Source organism: Actinomadura montaniterrae (assembly GCF_008923365.1).
GTDB lineage: Bacteria > Actinomycetota > Actinomycetes > Streptosporangiales > Streptosporangiaceae > Spirillospora > Spirillospora montaniterrae.
The window spans coordinates 25,597-42,116 of the sequence record NZ_WBMR01000017.1 but is presented as its reverse complement, the minus strand read 5'-3'; the positions used below and the strand labels follow the sequence as shown (position 1 = coordinate 42,116).

Below are 16,520 nucleotides of genomic sequence, written 5' to 3'. Positions count from 1 at the left end.
TCAGCGCGCGCCGCCAGGCGCGGTGACGGTGACGCGGCCGGCGGGCGGGCGGAGGATCCGCGGGATGTCCGGCCGGACCGCCTCCACCAGCGCAGCAGTGCCGAGCAGGATGACGTGATCGTCGTCGTTGCTCACGAATCCGGCGACGGAGGTGAGCCCGAGCGCTTCGAGCACGTCCCTTGGGGCGTGGTCCCATGCCGTGGGGACCAGGCCCCAAGGCCAGCCAGATGTTTCCGTCGCCGCGGGACACGGTCAAGATCCCGGAAGCGCGGCGAAAGACGATCTCGTCCTGCCCCAGCACATGGGCGGCGGCCAGGGTGGCATGGCCACACAGCGGCGCTCCCGCGTCGGCGTGAACCAGCGAATGCCCTATGCGTCCGCCTCACGCCATACGAACGCGGTGGTGGGGCTGGTGCAACTCCGCGGCGGTCGCCTGCAGCCATACCCCGTCCGAGGGAACCTCGAGCAAGACGACAGCGGCGGGATTACCCGTGAAGGGCCGCTCGGAGAACGCGTCGACGAGGAACCAGCCGGTCATGCGCCCCTTCTGATCCTAGGTGTCGGTTCTCCGTCCGGGCGCCGTCGTGACGGTGCGGCGGCGGACCTCATTCGTGGTCGCGTGGCCCCGCCCCTGCGCAACGGGGGCAAACGCAGAGGCGGGGCGGAGGGAACGACCGAGACCGTGCTCCCCAAGGTCTCCCGGTCGCCACCTCTGACAGTCGCCATAAAGGCTGAGCTGTCAACCATGGACATCCGTCGCTACGGGAAGAACTCGGTCAGGGCGAGCCCGGCACGATGCTGACCGTGCTGGCCCGCGCCGTCGCCCGCGGGGAAGCGGCCCAGGAGTCTCGCGCCCCTGCCCGTGACTCTGTTCTGGAACTAGTACCCGCAGGCGGGCCCCGGCCAGATCTCCGACGAGGCCCTCGCCGAAATGGTCGATCAGATCTTCATGCCTCTGTTCCGCCCCCGCCGAGCGCCGGCCCTCCCTGAGGGCGGCGTCTCAGCCGAGGAGCCCTTCACCGACCGCGTTGATCGCCGCCTGGTGGCCGTCCCCCAGGGTGCGATAGCACGCATAACCAAAGATGTCACCGGTCGTCGCGTACGCCTGAAGGATCTCGCGGTGCGTGGCGACCTTCCGGGCCTTGTTGTAGTCCGGCAGGACGATTCCGCTGGTGACGGCCTCGATCGCCTCGCGCTCCGAGACGCCCGTCTCGCGGGCCTCGGCATAGCCGACGGCACGCCCGCCCCAGAAGGCGAGCCAGAGGAGTCGCCGGACCGTGGCCCCCACCCTGTACGCCGCGATCAGATGACCGAACATCACACCCTCGTCCTTGCGCCGGATCCGAACGAGACGCAATCTGCGCTCCGCACGTACCGTCCACCGACGGCAGTGAGCGGCAAGCAGCCCACGGGGCAGGCGTCCGCGTTGCGATTCGGCGCGCCCGCAGGACGGTCAACCTGCGGATGCGGGCGACGTGAGAGGCGGGCCACGACGTGAACATGACCATCCCCGACGGTCCGCTGGCCGACCTGTGGGCGACCTTCCTCGAACTGACGCGCAAGGTGGAGACCGAAGCGCTCGACCTCGACGACGCCCTGCGCGAGCTGCGGCTTCACGAGGTCGTCGACACGGCCGGCCGTACCTGGCGAGTCGACCCGATGACCCAGTCCTTCATCCGCCGTGGTCCGGAGGACGGCGCGGCCTGGCGGCCCGCCGCCCCGTCCGAGTTCACCCAAGGGGCAGAGCCGGAGGCCGCGGGACGAAGCCGACAGGGAGCCGGCGTGGACACGCTCCTCCTGCCTCCAACCCTCCAGCACGGGACGCAGGCCTCCGAAGGCGGGGGCAGCCTCCTGCCGGGGATTGCCCTTGAAGAGGAATGGGATAGGACACGCAGGTCGGCGAAGAACCGGCGGTCGATGCTCCTCGCCATTGGCGCGGGCGCGGCAGGGCTGATTCTGCTCCTGCTCATCGCTGTGGCCACGCAAGGCCCCGGCCACAGAACGGGGACACAAGCGCAGAGCGGGGCCACCCGCTCCCAGACGCCGTCGCAAGCCCCGCAGGCACCGGTCGTCCCTCAGTCGGCAAAGCCGTACTCGGTACCGCCTTCGGGAAGATGCCTCTCGGTGCTAACCGAGATCAGCTCTGGCGACATGAACCGCATCGCCCGCGTGGCGGAACGCAGCCAGTACAACTACAACAACCAGCGCCTGCATGCGGCCATCTATTCAGGCTGGGCCGGCGCCGGCCTCACCATCGATCCGAAGTCCGCCGTCGGGGATCCTTCCGGTACGTCGGCAACCCAGCAGTGGGAACTGCATGACGGGACGACGGTGATAGCCGTCGCGACCGTGACCTGGCAGCGCTCCGGGCCAGCATCCCCTTGGTTGCTGGCCAAGTGGCCAGAGTTCCTGCCCACCAGCTGAAGAACTCGGCCCCCTGGTGGGCGCCGCGCGGAAGATGCGTGTCAAGGCTTCGTGAACTCGATCTCGACACGCCTGTTCTGTGCTCGGCCGTCGGGGTTGTCCCTACCTCCGACCTGGTTGGGAGCGATCGGCTTGCTCTCACCGTATCCCGTTGCCTTGATCTCCTTGCCGCCGCCCAGCACCCGTTCGATCTCGCTCTTGACCGACTCCGCGCGCTTCTGGGAGAGCGTCTGGTTGTAGCTCGGGTCACCGATGGAGTCGGAGTGCCCCGAAACTTCGATCGCTCCGACGGCGCTCTTCAACTGTGGTGCCAGCTGGGAGATGCGCCTGCGGGCGGCGGCGGTGAGGTCGGCCTTGTCGAAGTCGAAGAGCAGGTCCGCGGAGATGCGCATGGTGACGCGCTTGCCGTCGTTCTTCACCGTCTCCAGAGGCAGCACGGAGGTGCCCGCATCGATCGAGTAGACGTACCGATCGGTCCCGATCGCCCGCACGGACTGCTGGATGTTGACGTCATTGACGCTCGGATCGGAGCTGGCTGTTCCCGAGACGCTGGAAAAGACCGCGAGGAAGCCGACGACAACGGAAGCTCGCTGTAGGGCTCGTGCTCTCATCGTTGGACCGGCACATTGGTGAAAGTCGGCCACGTACCGTAGTGCACGTCCAGTGACTTCACGTTCGCGGGCGGGGCGGCGAAGCTGTAGGTCGCCACCCCTGCCTGCTCATTGTGGATGGGGAGCGTGACGTCATCGGACTCCACTTCCTTTTCCTGGTTGTCCTTGACGACCACGTACCGCCTGAGATTGACGGTATCGATCAGCTCCGGAGCGAGCGGTATCTCGTCATTGAGTTCGTACGGGTTGGTCTTCTCCGTCGACCCCTGCGGCAGGTGCGGCGTCAGCCGGACCGTGAGGACCATCAGCTTGCCTCGCACCTGAAGTCCCATGATGGCGATCTCCACCTTGCCGCCGGGGAAGTTCGGGGTGTCGAATGTGGCGCTGACCACTGGCGAGCCCGTAGGAGCGGCACCGCCGCCTCCAGCTCCACCCGGGATGCCGTCCGGGCTGGGCCCACCGGCACCCGTCCCCTGGCCTTCCTGTGTGGCGACCGTCTGCCTGGACTTTTCGGACGCCTTGTCGTCGTCGCCGGGTGATGAGCATCCACTCATCAGGGAGGTCAGCGCCATGAGCAGCACCGCGCCTCGTCGGATGTCGAAATGCATGGCCTGCCTCCGCTTTCCAGTGAGTCGCCTTGTATCTGAGGGGTCGCGCCCGTCCCGAGATTCGAGATCGGTCGCCGCTCCCTCGACGAACTCCACATAGGACCGTCCGAGGGGGCCAACGACACGCAACCCGCCAACGGCGAGGGGCGGCGCCGGACGGGCTCAGTGCCTGCCGGCAGAGGATTTCATGGTCGATGTCCCCCAACACCTGGGTTCGTTCAGAGTGCCGATCCGCCGATGACTTGCGGCACGTGTCCAGCACACGAACGTCGTTAGTGGACTTCGTACGCTCGCTGACGGGCCTGTTGTGGACGGCGCCGTGCGAGGACGCGGACCGGTTCTTCGTTGAACAACGCAGGACTGGCCTGTCGGTGAGCACCCGGGCGACCAAGGCGGGAATGCTGGCCCAGTTCTACGACTTTGTGATCGACCGCTACCAGGGCGACATAAACACGCTGACCGGATTCGTCGTCGACCAGCCGCTCGGTGGGTACAACCGCCCCGCGGGCCCCATGACCGGGCAGGTTCGGGCGCCGCCGTCGGAGGACGAGGTCGAGACCTTGTTCACGCACTGGCGCGCGACCGTCCCGACGGCACGCTAAGTCCACCGAGATGCGGCGGCTCCTCGCCGAGGCGGGGCTGGACATCAGCGCGGGCAAGATGTCAGCGCTGTGGACCGGCACACCCACGACCATCCGGTTGGACGATCTTGATGTGATCTGCTCAGTGCTCGAGTGCGACCCTGCGGCACTGCTGACCTGCGAGCCGGACAAGGTCGCGGCACGCCGCCCGTCCAAGGAACAGGCGGCGACCAGCGAACCGGCCGGTCCTACCGTCCAGCCACGATTCGGCAGACCCAGGTCCGAGCCGCCGCTGTGACGCGACCGCCACCAAAGTGCACGGTGTGCCAGCAGAATCGCGTCGCTCGAACCCGGCCGCGTGTCGACTTCCGCTGTGCGTGCTTGCCAGGCGGCCCCGTTCACCCCGCCTCCATGCCGCCAGCTCGGCTCGGTCGCCTCCTTCGGTCAAGACCTGTGTGAACGGTGCCATCCGAGATCTCCCCACTATCCCGGATCGTGTCGTGAGTGCCTCGCCTACGGCGTCTACCGCGTCGCCGATTGGCGGTGCTTCTCCTGCCGCTTGGCACACGCACTACCCCTCGGAGCGTGCCTGTGCTGCCGCCAGGACGTTTCGCTTGGCACTCGCCGTCGCACTCGTGGTGTTTCATGCACTTACGGCCGCGCAGATCCGCCGCCTCATGCGCAGCGATATCAGCGACGGACGGACGGCTCGCCGTCGGCAGCCGTTCCATCCCTCTCGCCGGTCCTGGCACGTCTGGCCGTCTGGCTCGATTACCGGGCTGCCACCTGGCCGGCGACAAGGAATCCGCACCTGCTCATCAACCGGCGCAGCGCCCGCCGCACCACCGGCGTCGGGAAGCAATACCCCTGGGTGCGCCTCAACGTCACGCCGTTGGCTCTGCGACAAGACCGGATCCTGCACGACATCCACGACGCCGACGGCGACATCCGCCGGATCTGCTGCCTGTTCGACATGCCCGTCTCAGGTGCTCTCCGCTACACCACGGCGATCGAATAATCCGACCTGTAGTAACACTGTGGAACCGGCGTTTGCTGGTGTCGTTGACGTCCATCTAGACAGACGTGAGCACCACCTTGAACGGGATGACGGGACGGCCTCCGACCTTGACGAGGAACCTTCCGCCGCCCGGGGGCTCGTCGCCCTGGTTGAGACTGGGATCCCACGAAGGCAGCGTCGACCAGTCGACGATCATGTTCGGCAGACGACAGGCACACCACTTGGTCTACTATGGCCATCTCCGCCTGCGGCAGTTACGTCTGCGTCTCTCGCGCCATTTGTTGTTCCTCACTGGTGCCGTCGCTCCAGTCAACGTAGGTCGTTGCTGTACTGGACTGGATCACACATGCGAGTGTCGGGAGGGCAGCGCGGTGGCCTACGTTCTCAAGACCACGCAGACCTAGCGTCAATCATACTCGCTTCTTGAGGAAAGCTCGTCTTGTCTGACAATGAGATATTCGCATTATTTTGACGTGACCACCGGCGTACCCAAAAGAATGCGGCGTTAGAGAGCGCTAGTTGCGCGAAAAGGTTTGTGTGGTGCCTCGAATTAGAATGTGTCTCGATTTGAGGTGGTGGTGAACTTTTTTGAATCGTCAGTCAGGCATTCTGTTCTTCGGTCAATTCGTGATCCAGGTCCCTAATCAGGCGTAAATAAGCTGGCGGCAGCCTGACCTGGTTCGGTGGGATGCCGAGACGCAGGGCCTCAATCCACGGAAGCTCCCATAGTTTAGGCACACCTCCCGAGATCAGCCGCAGGAGCTCGTTCAAAGGCTTCGGGCGTTTGCCGGGGGCGTCGGCGATCACAACCAAGCCCAACAACCGCACATTCGGAAGTGCGCCGGCGGCCCATTGGTGGGTGGCGGCCTGGGCGGCACAGAGACCGGAAGCGTGGCTGCGTGCTACGAGAAGCACCTGTGCCTGTCCGTCGGATGTGGGCACCGGCCAATATCGTCCGGCGTTCACGCTTCGCGGAACGAGGGCGGCCAATGTGGACGTGCCGGCTCCGCCATGGCACGAACAAAGCCAAAGGTCTGGTCCAGGACCGCTGTAACCGACCAGTCCCAGTGGGCTTGTCGGCGGCGGTGTCAGATGCGCTGGTATGACTTGTTGTGCGCTGAATCGCCGACGAGAGGTACTTTGCCTCTGAGGAGAGCCGGTGAGCCGAGCCGGCATATTCGGCAGAGCGTTCGAACTGACGCTTCGGTGCAGTCCAGGCTCGGGCAGTTGCCCTTGCACAGCCATGCCCCTCCACCAGCTTAAGGAACCCGCACTTTCAATTTCCTACTGAAATGATGGTGCTCGATTAGGCCATCTTGCAGGCGCCACTCCTCTGGTAACCCACAACCAACTCTGCGTCATCGAGGGCAACCGATTGCCGGAAAATCGAGTGCTCAACTGCCCCTAGGCGAGTAGGCCGACTCGCGTGATCGACCGTCCGTACGACAGCTCGATCGTCAAGTCCGCGTCCTCTCCGGTAGGCGCGGAGCAGGTCAGAGGATCTGGTGAGCCAGCAAGAGTAAGGACCGATGGTGCTCGGCCGCAGCAGAGAGATCACAGTCGAGCTTTCTCGAGCGGATGAGGGCCCGGCTGCTCCACGAGAACGGAGGCGAGCGCTCTGCCCCGGCGGCAACCGGCGGGCGCACATCAACCGGTCCAGGATCCGCCATGTGCGGGATTGGCGACCTCTTCCACGCAGGTGACCTGGCGAATGAGGGAGGAGGGGCCTGAGACGACGAGCCGGACAGCCGCGCGGAGGTCGGTCTCCGGATTGCCGATGAGCGCACCGATCTGGCCAGCCGCCGCCATTGGCTCCGCTGGCACACCAGGGCGTATGCCGATGGCGTAGTCAGCGTCCAGAGGGCTCGTCGCGGCGACGCATCCAGCGGGCAGAATCCCGTACGGCCCTTCGAAGACACGACTTCCCGTGGGGACGAGTGCAGCGAACGCACGGACCACGACACGCGCAGCCGGACCGACCACCGTGACCGGGTCCATGCGTTCGAGCGCACTCCCGACCTGGTCGGCTTGGCCCTCGGTGACAACTCCGGACGTGATGAGATCGAATACGGTCGGAGTCGCGCTGTTGATGCGGCTCACCACGACTGAAGCTCCGATGCGGGTGACCACGGCCATCATCCGCTCCCTCGAGGCTTCGACGGCCTCGATGGCCCGACTGGCGATGGCGGCACTGGGGAAGCCCATGACGTCACGGATGCCATGCTTGTCGACCACTGTGACCCGCGTGCCGCGGATGTGCACTTCGGCGATGGCCTTGTCCTGCCACAGTTCACCGATCAAGTGCTGGCCGTAGAGCACATGATGCACCCTGCGTGCCGTGAGTTCGTCGCCACCGGTCTCCCGGACGAGCGCGTCAAGCCATATCTGCCCGAGCCGGGGCCTGATCGACGCTGCGATCTGCGCGGCGCTCTCCCAACTCTTGTCGGGTTCGGGAGCGGCCGGAAGATCGTCCGGCCGTCTTGAGGTTCCCTCCGTAAGCGAGTCACCGGCTGACTCCGGCGGCGAAGACGGTGGGGATCCTCCATGACCCTCGGTTGCTTCCCAGCCCGTATCCGAGGGATCCGATTCAGGTTGTGTCCCCTGGAAGACCTCCCGGTCATCTGAGGGGGGAGACGTGACGGAGAAAGGCATCGGACTGCCAGGAGGGGTGTTCTTCGCCGCAATTGACCCGGTATTCGTGGCTGGCGAGTCCTCTTGGGAATCTAGGACTGGTGCCATCGCGTTGATCTGGTCTCCGCCCGTCCCGGCCCCTGCCACATGCTTGTCCTGCGGATCCGGCAATGGCTGTTTCGTAGAGTTCTCCACGCCCAGCGAATCCCAGAAATCAAGCCCTGAAGTAGGCTGTTGATTCATATCGAATCGGGTCCTTTCCGGTCAGGGATTGTGCTAGCGGCCCTTTGGAATGAGAAGTTTCTTCCATCGACTGAGTGGATGTGTGGTCATTGGAGTGGCGAAGACGGGGTCGTCGCTGACGACTCGCATGATCTCTTGGAGAGTCCCCGCGAGCTCCGAACCCACATGCAGGTCCAGCAGGCGCCGGGCGTTGACGGCACGCGTCCACCGCTTGTTCTCGGAAATCAGACCGATGAAACGCCAACCACTCAGGAGGTTCATGACCTCTTCGGGGCCACACTCCACATCGGGGCGGGCCCGGTTGAGAATCAGGGAGATCTTCTCTGCGGGGATCGCGCCGCCCTGCGGGTTCTGTGGCGCTGTGATGGCGGCTAGCCACTTACGGGCGGCCTCCAGCGTCACCCGGTTGGGCTCGACGGGAACCAGGATCGAGTCGGTTTCCGGCAGGATCAGGTCGATGAAGGTCGAGTGGTAAAGCTCAGCGACCGGCGTGTCGATGAAGACGAAATCGAAGGCCTGGCGCAGTACTGCGAGAATGCGCCGGTACAGCGTCGAATTGATCGCCTCCGGGGCGGCGCTGACCGTGTCGGGCGGGCCGAGCAGAGCATAGAGTCCGATTTCGGGAACGAAGGCTAGATGCTGTCGAATCGACTGAACTGAGAGCGCGTCCGGTGCCTGCAGCAGATCGAAAACTGTTGGTGACTGCAGGCTGAGGTAGCGCGCTACATCGGCCTGCTGGAAATTGGTGTCGACCACCACCGCGGACCCCGCCCGTCCCGTGGCCCGCAGCAGCCTCGCCGTATGGACCGCGAGGTTCACCGTCGTGCTGGTCTTGCCGACCCCTCCCTTCGCCGAGGCCACAGCGATTACTCTGCCGCGCCTGGCGGTGGGGGCGACCGTCGGGACGGACGTGGCCGCAGTGGCCGTCCAGACGTTCGCGGGCGCCGTACCGGACCTGTTCTGCCAGGCGCCGGCATCGACTGGGGTGAAGCGGGCAGCCGGTTGCCCGCCGATGACGCCCTGTGGCCGTACTCGAGGTCCGGCGGGCGGCCCGGAATCCAGACGCCCGTTGAGGAACTCCCGCGGTCGCAGCCGGGCGGCAGCCTGCCCGGTAGGGGCTCCGGCCGATGGCCCGGGAGCCGCCCACGGCTCTGGGGGCGGGGGCGGCTCGTTCGACGGATTCGATTCCCCGCCGCAGAGTCTCGCCAGCAGGTCGGACATCCTCAGTCGCTTACCCGCCGCGATCACCTGCGGGTCGAAGACATCATCGCGCTCAGTGAAGGACGCATGAACGAGCACTTTGAACCCGTTGCGAACCAGCCCGTTGGCCAGTGCGGCGACCCCCGCGCCCGGGAGATCCTCATCGAAACCCGGCGCGAACATGAAGGCGGCAGGGGGGCTGACCTTGCCGCTCTTGGACAGATCCCGAAGCTCCGACGCGGACGCGACGTCGAACACGACGGGAAAGCGGCCCGTCTCCCGAAGCTTCCGCGCGACGCCCTGGTTCCCCGCCACCACAAGGTTCGGCGCCGTGGCCATCACAACCTTTCCCAGTGCTCCGTATGTTTGGTCGACAGGAGCCCAGACTGGTCCCTTTGAACAGACAGTGCGGCCAACCGTCACTGCCGCCATCGCTGAGTTGCCGTTGTCGGGAACACCACAGCACCGCGGTCCGGTCGAGCCGCACCGCTGCCGCCGTCACAGGCCGGCTGCGACGCGGAACGTCGGCGAGGTCTTGCACATCCCTGCGTCGACGGCACAGTCCTCGTCCAGGACGTGCAGGAGGTGCACGTCCATCGCCTGGTTTAGCGATGGACCCGGTCGGCGATCTCGCTAGATGAGACAGGTGCCAGGCGGCGGCAAGACGTGAACCTGATCGGAAGTGATGCGCTGTGATTTCATGAGGGGATTTCCTGCCTGGCGCAGATCAACGTTACCTTTCGCTTGGAATCACTGTGTGATATTTCAAGATCCACGCGCACAATCTTCAATTCTTTGCTTCCTTCATTCTATTGTCGCCAGGTTTGCTGTGTTTCGGGGTTCCGGCGAGGCGGAGCCAGTGCAGTGCATCCCGCAGGAACGGCGCTGGATCGGGGCTCATCTCGCCGTGCATCTCCAGCCGCTTGTGCGGGAGTGCGCGGCGCCGCCCGACGGATCGACTGTGTCCTGCCAAGAGTGAGGTGTGATCGTTCTCCAGCATCAAACTGCCGGACGATGGTTTATCGTCCTGGGTCGAGTGCCGGCCAGGAGTGACTTCTGGAGTGGGGAGTTTTCGTGAGTGGCGGCGATGACGACGATGTGTACACGGCTTTTCTTGGTGTCGCGCTTCTTGTCTTTTTGTTGGGCGGAGCGTGTGGCTTCTTGATGTGGCTGGCGGGGCAGTTTTCCGGGCTGCTCGCGGGCGGAGGATGGCCGGATTCGAGTCCGTCGGAGTTCTTGGAGATCGCTTTTCGATTCGTCCAGGATCCTGGTGATCCGCGTGGTGCCTGGCCCTCTGCTGCGGCGGGTTCTCTGGGGCCTTCCTCGGTGTTCTTCGTTTTGCTGTTTATATTTCTGGCGTTCTTTTCGACCGGGGTCTACTTCCTGGCGCGCCTGCTTCTGAACGTGCGGCGCCGGCGTCCTGTCCGGCGGCTGCGGCTCGGGTTCGCCTCTGGCTGGGAAGTCCGCAAGTTGCTGAGTGCTCGGACCGTTCTGAGCAAGGCGCACAGGGTTCGGCCCTCACTCGTAGATCGTCCGGCACGCGAGGTGAGGCCAGAGGATGTCGGCTTCTATATCGGGCGGGACATCAGGTCGAGGCGGAAGCTGTACACGTCTCTGGAAGACATGATGATCGTGGTCGCCGCTCCGCGGCAGGGAAAGGACGTGCACTTCGTCACGCCTTTTACCGTCGACGCTCCGGGGCCCTGTATCGTCACGTCCAGCCGACGGGAGACGTTCGTCAACACTGCCATGGTGCGGGCGCAGTATGGTCGGGTATATGTGTTCGATCCGTTCAACTGGACTGCGTGGCCTCATCGGCTGCGCTGGAATTTTTTGGATAACTGCCAGGACACGAACGTGTGCGCGGTCAGGTCCGGCACGCTTGTTTCCACTAGCGGTTTCGAGATGGGGCGCGAAGGCGCCCATGTTCTCGGTGGGGTGACCACCATCATCCGCTGCCTGTTGCACGCAGGCGCGATCGGCGGGCTCACCATCCGCGACGTGGTGCGCTGGGTCTACGAGGCCAACGCCGACGAGGCGATGGACATTTTGCGCCAAGGGGAGCAGGAGGGCAGCGTCGCCCCGGGATATTCGGCCCAGCTGGAGTACAACCGGCGAGACGAGCGGCTCTGGGCCGGCGTGATGCAGGTCATGAGCTGCTTCTCGATCCCCGGAGTCCTCGACGATCTTTCTCCGGGCCCGGGGGAGGAGTTCGACTACAAGGAGTTCCTCAAGGGCCGCAACACCCTGTACTTCGTCAGCAAGCAGCAGACCGACCACGGAGGGATCGCGCCGATCGTCACCACGATCGTCGAGCAGTTCTTCCGGTCGGCGCGCGGCGCGGCGATGAAGAACCCGACCGGTCGCCTCGAGCCGCCGCTGACGTTCGAGTTGAACCAGGTAACCGACATCTGCCCGATACCCGGTCTCGCCACCTACATGGGGGAGTCCGGTGGGTACGGCATCACCGTGCACGCCTACCTGACGTCGCTCGCCGATGCACGTGCCAAGTGGGGCTCCGAGGGGGCGACGCGGCTATGGGACAACGCCACCTTCCGGGTCATCTCCGGTGGTACCGGTACGGCCAAAGATCTCTCGGATCTCTCCGATCTCGTAGGCAAGCATGACGGGAAGCCGACGCTGCAACCCGAGGAGATCAGGACCATGCCGTTCGGCCGTGCGGCTCTCGTCGCGGGCACGGCCCGTCCCGTCGAGATGTGGCTCACCCCGTGGTGGAAGCGGAAGGACCGGGACGAGATCGCCCGGGGGAAGCAGGCGGTCGAGGAGATGATCCGGCGGCAGACCGCCGGGCAGGAGCCGATCGTGGGCACGGTTTCGGCCGCGTCCACGCTCGACGAAGAGGATCCGTGGCCTGGGCTGTGAGGCGCGACCTGCACGAGACCGTGCTCGTTCGGCGTTGGTGGCGGCGTTCCGCGCCGACGGCTCTCCGGCGTCGTACTTGCGGTATACGTCCTAGATCGGACAGTCGGGGCCATGGCTCTGTGTCCAATGGCGGACGAAGCCCAGCCGACAGGCACCGTCTCTGAGGCCGCGGGGGTCCGCTCCCGTACGACCGGTTCAGCCGGCTCCAGTGGCGGCAAGAGGCAGGTGAACCGGGCATGCGAGTGCAGAAAGCGGTGAGAAGCCGAAAGGCGCCTGCCATTCCCGACAGCATGTCCGTCGCTCCGCACCCCCATAGGGGGCTCAATGAGGTCCTCCCACCTTGCCATGCAGGTCAGAACCTGGTTCATGCGTTCCCCGTCAACGGCGACCTCTGTCGTGGCCTTCGCCGCGCCGCTGGCCTTCTGCCTGGCCGAAGGGACCACCGTGGCTCTGGCTGGAGCGGGAACAGTGCTGCTGGGTAAGGTGCTCGTCCTACGCAGGGCATCGCGGCAGATGGTGTTCGAGGCGATCGACACGCTGCTCGCGCTCCTGATCGCGGACGTCCTGGTGCGGTACGCGGGGCTGCCCTCCCCGAAGATCAGCGGCGGCCAACTCGGCGTGCTGGTCGTCGCCGCCATGGCGATCGACGCCTTCATGGGCCGGTCGGCGCGGTCGGCGCTGATCGGGGAGGTGCTGGCCAGAGCCGGATTCGCCGTCGCGTTCACCGTCCTTGTGCTGGAGGCGTTGCGAACGGGAAGGCTGGTGTGGGGGCTCCTGGCCCTGATACCGGCGGCCGCACACTACATCGACACGCGCATCCTCCTGACCAGGGAGAGCGCACTCAGCACCGCACAGCGACTGCTCACGCTGCCCGGCCTGATCGCAGTGCGGCAGACGACTGTTGCGGATCTGATCCCTCTTGTGCGGGACCTCAGGCGGCTCCTGGGCGTGGACCTGCTGTGGATGGTCACCACTCTTCCCTCCGGCGAGGTGTTCGTACAGGCGTCCGCCGGCGCCGCCTTCCACCGTGAAGGACGGCCCGACGATTTCGGCGAGTTCAAGCAGCCCGAATGTTCGGAGAGTCCCGAGATACTTCAGCGCGAGATGTTGCCTGAGGACTGGCGTGCCGGCGTGTACGTCGCGCTCCGCGCCCCGGACGGACGCGACGCCGGATACCTGCTGCTGGGCTGGACGCGGCGTGGCGGTTCATACCTGGCGCGGTGGATGGTCGCCGGCGTGCTGGGCGGAGCGATGGCGAGCACTGGCCGGGCGCTTGGAGCCTTCTGGGCCAACGTGTGGGCTTCGCACGATCTCGAGAGCGAGCGCTCCAGGCTCAGTGCGGCGATCGACCACTCCGACGTCGCCATCCTGGCCCTCGAGCCGTCCGGCCGCGTCGTGGTCTGGAACGCCGCGATGGCGAGCCTGACCGGTATACAGGCGGCCGCCGCGCTCTCCCGGCGTCCCGAGGACTTGTTCACCCTGACCGACGAGGACGGCTCGGTGGTGGGACTCGCGGGAGGGACGGACGGCAGTGCCCAGCTGACCACCGCGGAGGGCCGTTCGCTCTGGGTCGAGATCTCCTCCTCCGCTCCGGACGACGTGGCCGCCTCCGGTCTCCTCACCGCGGTGTTCGTCGACAAGTCCGCGAGCCGGCAGCTGGAGTACACGCGGCACCTGCTCCTGGCGTCGGTGCACCATGAGCTGCACGGTCCGCTCGCCAGTATCAGCGGCCACGCCCAACTGCTCGGCACTGCGATCGCCGACGAGCGCGAGGCGGCGTCGTTGACGGCCATCACCGATGCCGTCGAGATGATGGACCACGTCATCGCCGACCTGGTCCTCATCCTCGGTGAGGATCCCGCCCCGCACCCCACCGCGGCGCGGGAGCCGGTCGACATGCCGTCGCTGCTGCGAAGGACTCTGCGGACCATCCCGTCGGTGGCGGCACGGACGACCATGGTCGCGCCACCGAGACTGAGCGCGCTCGGCGACCCCGTCCGGCTCCGGCAGTGCCTGCTCCTGGTGTTCAACAACGCCGAGAAGTACGCGCCGGAAGGCAAGATCATAGTGACGGTGCACCGGGACGGCGAACACGGCGTGATCAGTGTTTGTGACGCGGGGCCCGGAATCCCCGATGACGAACGCCATCTGGTCTTCCGGCCGTACTATCGATCGGCGGCGACGCAGGACCTGCCTGGATCGGGCATGGGACTCCACATCGCCGAGGTGATGATGGACGCAATGGACGGCCGGATCGAACTGGCGACCGCGCCGTCCGGCGGCCTCCAGGTGGATCTGCGGCTCCCGTTCACGGGCGGAGAGGGGGCTTGCGCGGCTAACCGGCCGGATGACGACGGGACAAGCCGTGTTCGTTAGTCAGTTGCCGGCGAGTTCGGAGAGGATCCGGCGCAGTTCCCCGAGGTCGAAGGGCTTGCCGAGGACCCGGGTCAACGCACCGTCGTCGAGGTCGCGAGAGGCGCGGGCCGCCGCTGTCAGCAGCAGGACGGGCAGTGATGCGGTGCGCAGGTCGCCGCGGAGCCGGGCAAGCAGTTCGGCGCCGTCCATGTCGGGGAGCATCCTGTCCAGGATCAGCATTTGCGGCGGGTTGGTGCTGGTGAGCTCGCGCCACCCGTCCGCGCCGTCCTCGGTGAGCACGGGCTCATGACCCTCGCGCTTCAAGACGGTATGGAGCAGCTGACCGACCCGGGAATCCTCGACGATGAGAACCCGCATGTTTCGCCCTCTCCGTCCGGAGATATCGCGATGTTGCTGGAAGCCTCCCGAGGGAGGGTACCAGCGGCTCTTCCTCTCCGCGCCGGCCGCGGATCGAGGGTGCACGGAGGCCGCCGGGTGCTCGCCCACCTATTGCCTTTCGAAGGTCGTCGTCGCGCCGATAACATGTAGTCGTGGCACGGGTACTGGTGGTGGACGACGATCCGCGGCTGGTGAAGGTGGTCCGAAGCCTTTTGCGCAAGCACAACCACCTCGTGGAGTCGGTGCCCAACGGAGAGCTGGCCCGCCAGGTCCTGCGCCGCGGGGACGTCGACATCGCCCTGCTGGACGTCAATCTCCCGGATGTCAACGGTCTGTCGCTCGTCCTCCAGCTCCGCGAGGAGGGGAACGACATCCCCGTGATCCTGCTGACGGTCCGCACGGAAGTGCACGATCAGGCTCTCGGCCTGCGGCTCGGCGGGGACGACTACATTGCCAAGCCGTTCGATCCCGAGGTGCTGCTGGCGCGGATCGAAGCCGTGCTGCGGCGCTCAGCGGGAGGCGTGACGCGGCGGGCCGAGACCACGCGCGGAGACGTTCTGGAGATCCCGCCCGTGGTGATCGATCTCGCGGCGCGCCAGGTCTCCAAGGGGGGAGTGCCGGTACGGCTCGCTCCCATGGAGTACGCCGTCCTGGAGTTCCTCGCGACGAACCGTGGCCGGGCGGTCTCCAAGGAGGAGCTCATGCTGCACGTCTGGGGCACCAGTCGCGGCGTCTCCCGGACCCTTGCCGAGCACATCTCAAGATTGCGCCGCAAACTGGGCGACGGCTTGATCACGACGCAGACCGGTTACGGATATCTCATCCCGTCGAGACCGGATGATTCCGCAGCCACAGGTCGGTGACCAGGACCGCCTCGTGCTCTAGCCGCGACCACATCTGGTGACCGCTCATCTGCATCACCGTGCACCAGCGGGCCAGCCCGAGTTCTCCGCCGACCCCGTCCCCTCTGCGCGTGGGCCAGGGCAGGCCGACGCGTGCCCGAACCCGTTCGAGGGCGGGACGCCGAAGGTCGGCGGAAGTCGACCGCACGGTGTGGACGGTGAAACCCCCTTCACTCCGCACGGAGGTCCGCTGATCGGTCAGCGTGCCCATGAGCGCGGCGTGGGTGTTGCATGCGTCGGCCACGATGCGGGCGGCAGGCGCCTCCCTTCCCTGCGCCTCTTCCAACTCGGTGAGCAACTGGGCCAGCCCGTCGATGGCGGAGCCGAGCATCTCGTTCTCTTCGTGCTCCCCGGCCACCTCGTCGAGGAGGCCGCGGCTGACGGTCGCGATGGTGATCTCGCCGGCCATGCGATGGGTCAGTCCCCGGGCGAACCGGTCGTGCCATCGCGTCGGGTCCACCGCGTCGTCGTTGCCGAAGACCACCGCGGAGGTCTCGGTGAGGGGGAGCGCGGTCAGGGGACCACTCGTGAAGGGCGCCTGCCACGTCAGTGCCTGACCCGCGACGACCAGCGTGTCCGGGTCCAGGGCGGTCCCGTTTTCGCTGGTCAGGTCGTCCACACCCCTGGGCGGAAGTCCTGCCTGTGCCCGGACCAATGCGAAACCC

Annotated in this window: 18 protein-coding genes; 7 read left to right on the top strand and 11 right to left on the bottom strand. The window is 66.0% G+C overall.

Going from position 1 to position 16,520, the window contains the following annotated elements:
- From F9B16_RS52555 to F9B16_RS09070, 3 genes are all read right to left on the bottom strand, one after another.
- Positions 1-174 (bottom strand): hypothetical protein, encoded by a 174-nt coding sequence (locus F9B16_RS52555; RefSeq protein ID WP_225991485.1) that lies wholly within the window; start codon positions 172-174, stop codon positions 1-3.
- Positions 175-382: 208 nt separating this feature from the next.
- On the bottom strand, positions 383-538 hold the full coding sequence (locus tag F9B16_RS09075) for a PhzF family phenazine biosynthesis protein (RefSeq protein WP_151539554.1): 156 nt from the start codon (positions 536-538) through the stop codon (positions 383-385).
- Between the two features lie 462 nt (positions 539-1,000).
- Positions 1,001-1,318: a hypothetical protein gene (locus tag F9B16_RS09070; RefSeq protein WP_151539553.1), complete on the bottom strand. Its 318-nt coding sequence runs from the start codon at positions 1,316-1,318 to the stop codon at positions 1,001-1,003.
- A 182-nt stretch (positions 1,319-1,500) separates the two neighbouring features.
- Between F9B16_RS09070 and F9B16_RS09065 the strand changes: the two genes are divergently transcribed.
- Positions 1,501-2,424 carry a hypothetical protein gene (locus tag F9B16_RS09065; protein WP_151539552.1) on the top strand — a complete coding sequence of 308 codons (924 nt, stop codon included), beginning with the start codon at positions 1,501-1,503 and terminating at the stop codon, positions 2,422-2,424.
- 41 nt (positions 2,425-2,465) lie between these two features.
- Here F9B16_RS09065 and F9B16_RS09060 read toward each other — a convergent pair whose 3' ends face one another.
- On the bottom strand, positions 2,466-3,035 hold the full coding sequence (locus F9B16_RS09060; protein WP_151539551.1) for an OmpA family protein: 570 nt from the start codon (positions 3,033-3,035) through the stop codon (positions 2,466-2,468).
- Positions 3,032-3,643 (bottom strand): hypothetical protein, encoded by a 612-nt coding sequence (locus F9B16_RS09055; RefSeq protein WP_151539550.1) that lies wholly within the window; start codon positions 3,641-3,643, stop codon positions 3,032-3,034. The genes F9B16_RS09060 and F9B16_RS09055 overlap by 4 nt, the downstream gene beginning before the upstream one ends.
- A gap of 251 nt (positions 3,644-3,894) precedes the next feature.
- On the opposite strand from F9B16_RS09055, the gene F9B16_RS09050 reads away from it, so the two are divergent.
- From F9B16_RS09050 to F9B16_RS53545, 3 genes are all read left to right on the top strand, one after another.
- A complete protein-coding gene (locus tag F9B16_RS09050; protein ID WP_151539549.1) occupies positions 3,895-4,245 on the top strand; it encodes a hypothetical protein in 351 nt (116 codons plus the stop codon).
- Positions 4,246-4,255: 10 nt separating this feature from the next.
- Positions 4,256-4,522, top strand: a complete 267-nt coding sequence (locus F9B16_RS09045; protein ID WP_151539548.1) for a helix-turn-helix domain-containing protein — start codon at positions 4,256-4,258, stop codon at positions 4,520-4,522.
- Positions 4,523-5,116: 594 nt separating this feature from the next.
- The gene (locus F9B16_RS53545; RefSeq protein ID WP_264159691.1) at positions 5,117-5,242 is read left to right on the top strand and encodes a hypothetical protein; all 126 of its coding nucleotides are present in this window, start codon (positions 5,117-5,119) and stop codon (positions 5,240-5,242) included.
- 55 nt (positions 5,243-5,297) lie between these two features.
- Here the strand turns inward: F9B16_RS53545 and F9B16_RS50740 are convergent, their stop codons facing one another.
- The 4 genes from F9B16_RS50740 to F9B16_RS09030 form a co-directional block, all read right to left on the bottom strand.
- Positions 5,298-5,438 (bottom strand): hypothetical protein, encoded by a 141-nt coding sequence (locus tag F9B16_RS50740; RefSeq protein ID WP_192808679.1) that lies wholly within the window; start codon positions 5,436-5,438, stop codon positions 5,298-5,300.
- 404 nt (positions 5,439-5,842) lie between these two features.
- Complete coding sequence (locus tag F9B16_RS53860; protein WP_318839224.1) at positions 5,843-6,418, bottom strand: DUF6668 family protein; 576 nt, start codon at positions 6,416-6,418, stop codon at positions 5,843-5,845.
- Positions 6,419-6,889: 471 nt separating this feature from the next.
- A complete protein-coding gene (locus F9B16_RS09035; RefSeq protein ID WP_151539546.1) occupies positions 6,890-7,561 on the bottom strand; it encodes a hypothetical protein in 672 nt (223 codons plus the stop codon).
- Positions 7,562-8,149: 588 nt separating this feature from the next.
- Positions 8,150-9,655, bottom strand: a complete 1,506-nt coding sequence (locus F9B16_RS09030; protein WP_192808678.1) for an AAA family ATPase — start codon at positions 9,653-9,655, stop codon at positions 8,150-8,152.
- A 735-nt stretch (positions 9,656-10,390) separates the two neighbouring features.
- Between F9B16_RS09030 and F9B16_RS09025 the strand changes: the two genes are divergently transcribed.
- Together F9B16_RS09025 and F9B16_RS09020 are read left to right on the top strand one after the other, a co-directional pair.
- The gene (locus F9B16_RS09025) at positions 10,391-12,199 is read left to right on the top strand and encodes a type IV secretory system conjugative DNA transfer family protein (protein WP_151539544.1); all 1,809 of its coding nucleotides are present in this window, start codon (positions 10,391-10,393) and stop codon (positions 12,197-12,199) included.
- 345 nt (positions 12,200-12,544) lie between these two features.
- On the top strand, positions 12,545-14,575 hold the full coding sequence (locus tag F9B16_RS09020) for a sensor histidine kinase (RefSeq protein ID WP_192808677.1): 2,031 nt from the start codon (positions 12,545-12,547) through the stop codon (positions 14,573-14,575).
- Here the strand turns inward: F9B16_RS09020 and F9B16_RS09015 are convergent, their stop codons facing one another.
- Positions 14,576-14,932, bottom strand: a complete 357-nt coding sequence (locus tag F9B16_RS09015; RefSeq protein ID WP_151539542.1) for a response regulator — start codon at positions 14,930-14,932, stop codon at positions 14,576-14,578. It abuts the gene before it with no gap.
- 173 nt (positions 14,933-15,105) lie between these two features.
- On the opposite strand from F9B16_RS09015, the gene F9B16_RS09010 reads away from it, so the two are divergent.
- Positions 15,106-15,816 (top strand): response regulator transcription factor, encoded by a 711-nt coding sequence (locus tag F9B16_RS09010; protein ID WP_151539541.1) that lies wholly within the window; start codon positions 15,106-15,108, stop codon positions 15,814-15,816.
- Here the strand turns inward: F9B16_RS09010 and F9B16_RS09005 are convergent.
- Positions 15,773-16,474, bottom strand: a complete 702-nt coding sequence (locus tag F9B16_RS09005) for a hypothetical protein (protein ID WP_151539540.1) — start codon at positions 16,472-16,474, stop codon at positions 15,773-15,775. The two genes, F9B16_RS09010 and F9B16_RS09005, sit on opposite strands and share 44 nt — an antisense overlap.
- Positions 16,475-16,520: the final 46 nt, after the last annotated feature.

Excerpts from the sequence above, each read along its gene's own strand:
- F9B16_RS09055 (WP_151539550.1), bottom strand. The coding sequence starts at position 3,643 with ATGCATTTCGACATCCGACGAGGCGCGGTGCTGCTCATGGCGCTGACC.
- F9B16_RS09020 (WP_192808677.1), top strand. The coding sequence starts at position 12,545 with ATGCAGGTCAGAACCTGGTTCATGCGTTCCCCGTCAACGGCGACCTCT.
- F9B16_RS09015 (WP_151539542.1), bottom strand. The coding sequence starts at position 14,932 with ATGCGGGTTCTCATCGTCGAGGATTCCCGGGTCGGTCAGCTGCTCCAT.
- F9B16_RS09045 (WP_151539548.1), top strand. The coding sequence starts at position 4,256 with ATGCGGCGGCTCCTCGCCGAGGCGGGGCTGGACATCAGCGCGGGCAAG.
- F9B16_RS09070 (WP_151539553.1), bottom strand. The coding sequence starts at position 1,318 with ATGTTCGGTCATCTGATCGCGGCGTACAGGGTGGGGGCCACGGTCCGG.
- F9B16_RS53860 (WP_318839224.1), bottom strand. The coding sequence starts at position 6,418 with ATGCCGGCTCGGCTCACCGGCTCTCCTCAGAGGCAAAGTACCTCTCGT.
- F9B16_RS50740 (WP_192808679.1), bottom strand. The coding sequence starts at position 5,438 with ATGATCGTCGACTGGTCGACGCTGCCTTCGTGGGATCCCAGTCTCAAC.
- F9B16_RS09030 (WP_192808678.1), bottom strand. The coding sequence starts at position 9,655 with ATGGCCACGGCGCCGAACCTTGTGGTGGCGGGGAACCAGGGCGTCGCG.
- F9B16_RS09065 (WP_151539552.1), top strand. The coding sequence starts at position 1,501 with ATGACCATCCCCGACGGTCCGCTGGCCGACCTGTGGGCGACCTTCCTC.
- F9B16_RS09075 (WP_151539554.1), bottom strand. The coding sequence starts at position 538 with ATGACCGGCTGGTTCCTCGTCGACGCGTTCTCCGAGCGGCCCTTCACG.
- F9B16_RS09060 (WP_151539551.1), bottom strand. The coding sequence starts at position 3,035 with ATGAGAGCACGAGCCCTACAGCGAGCTTCCGTTGTCGTCGGCTTCCTC.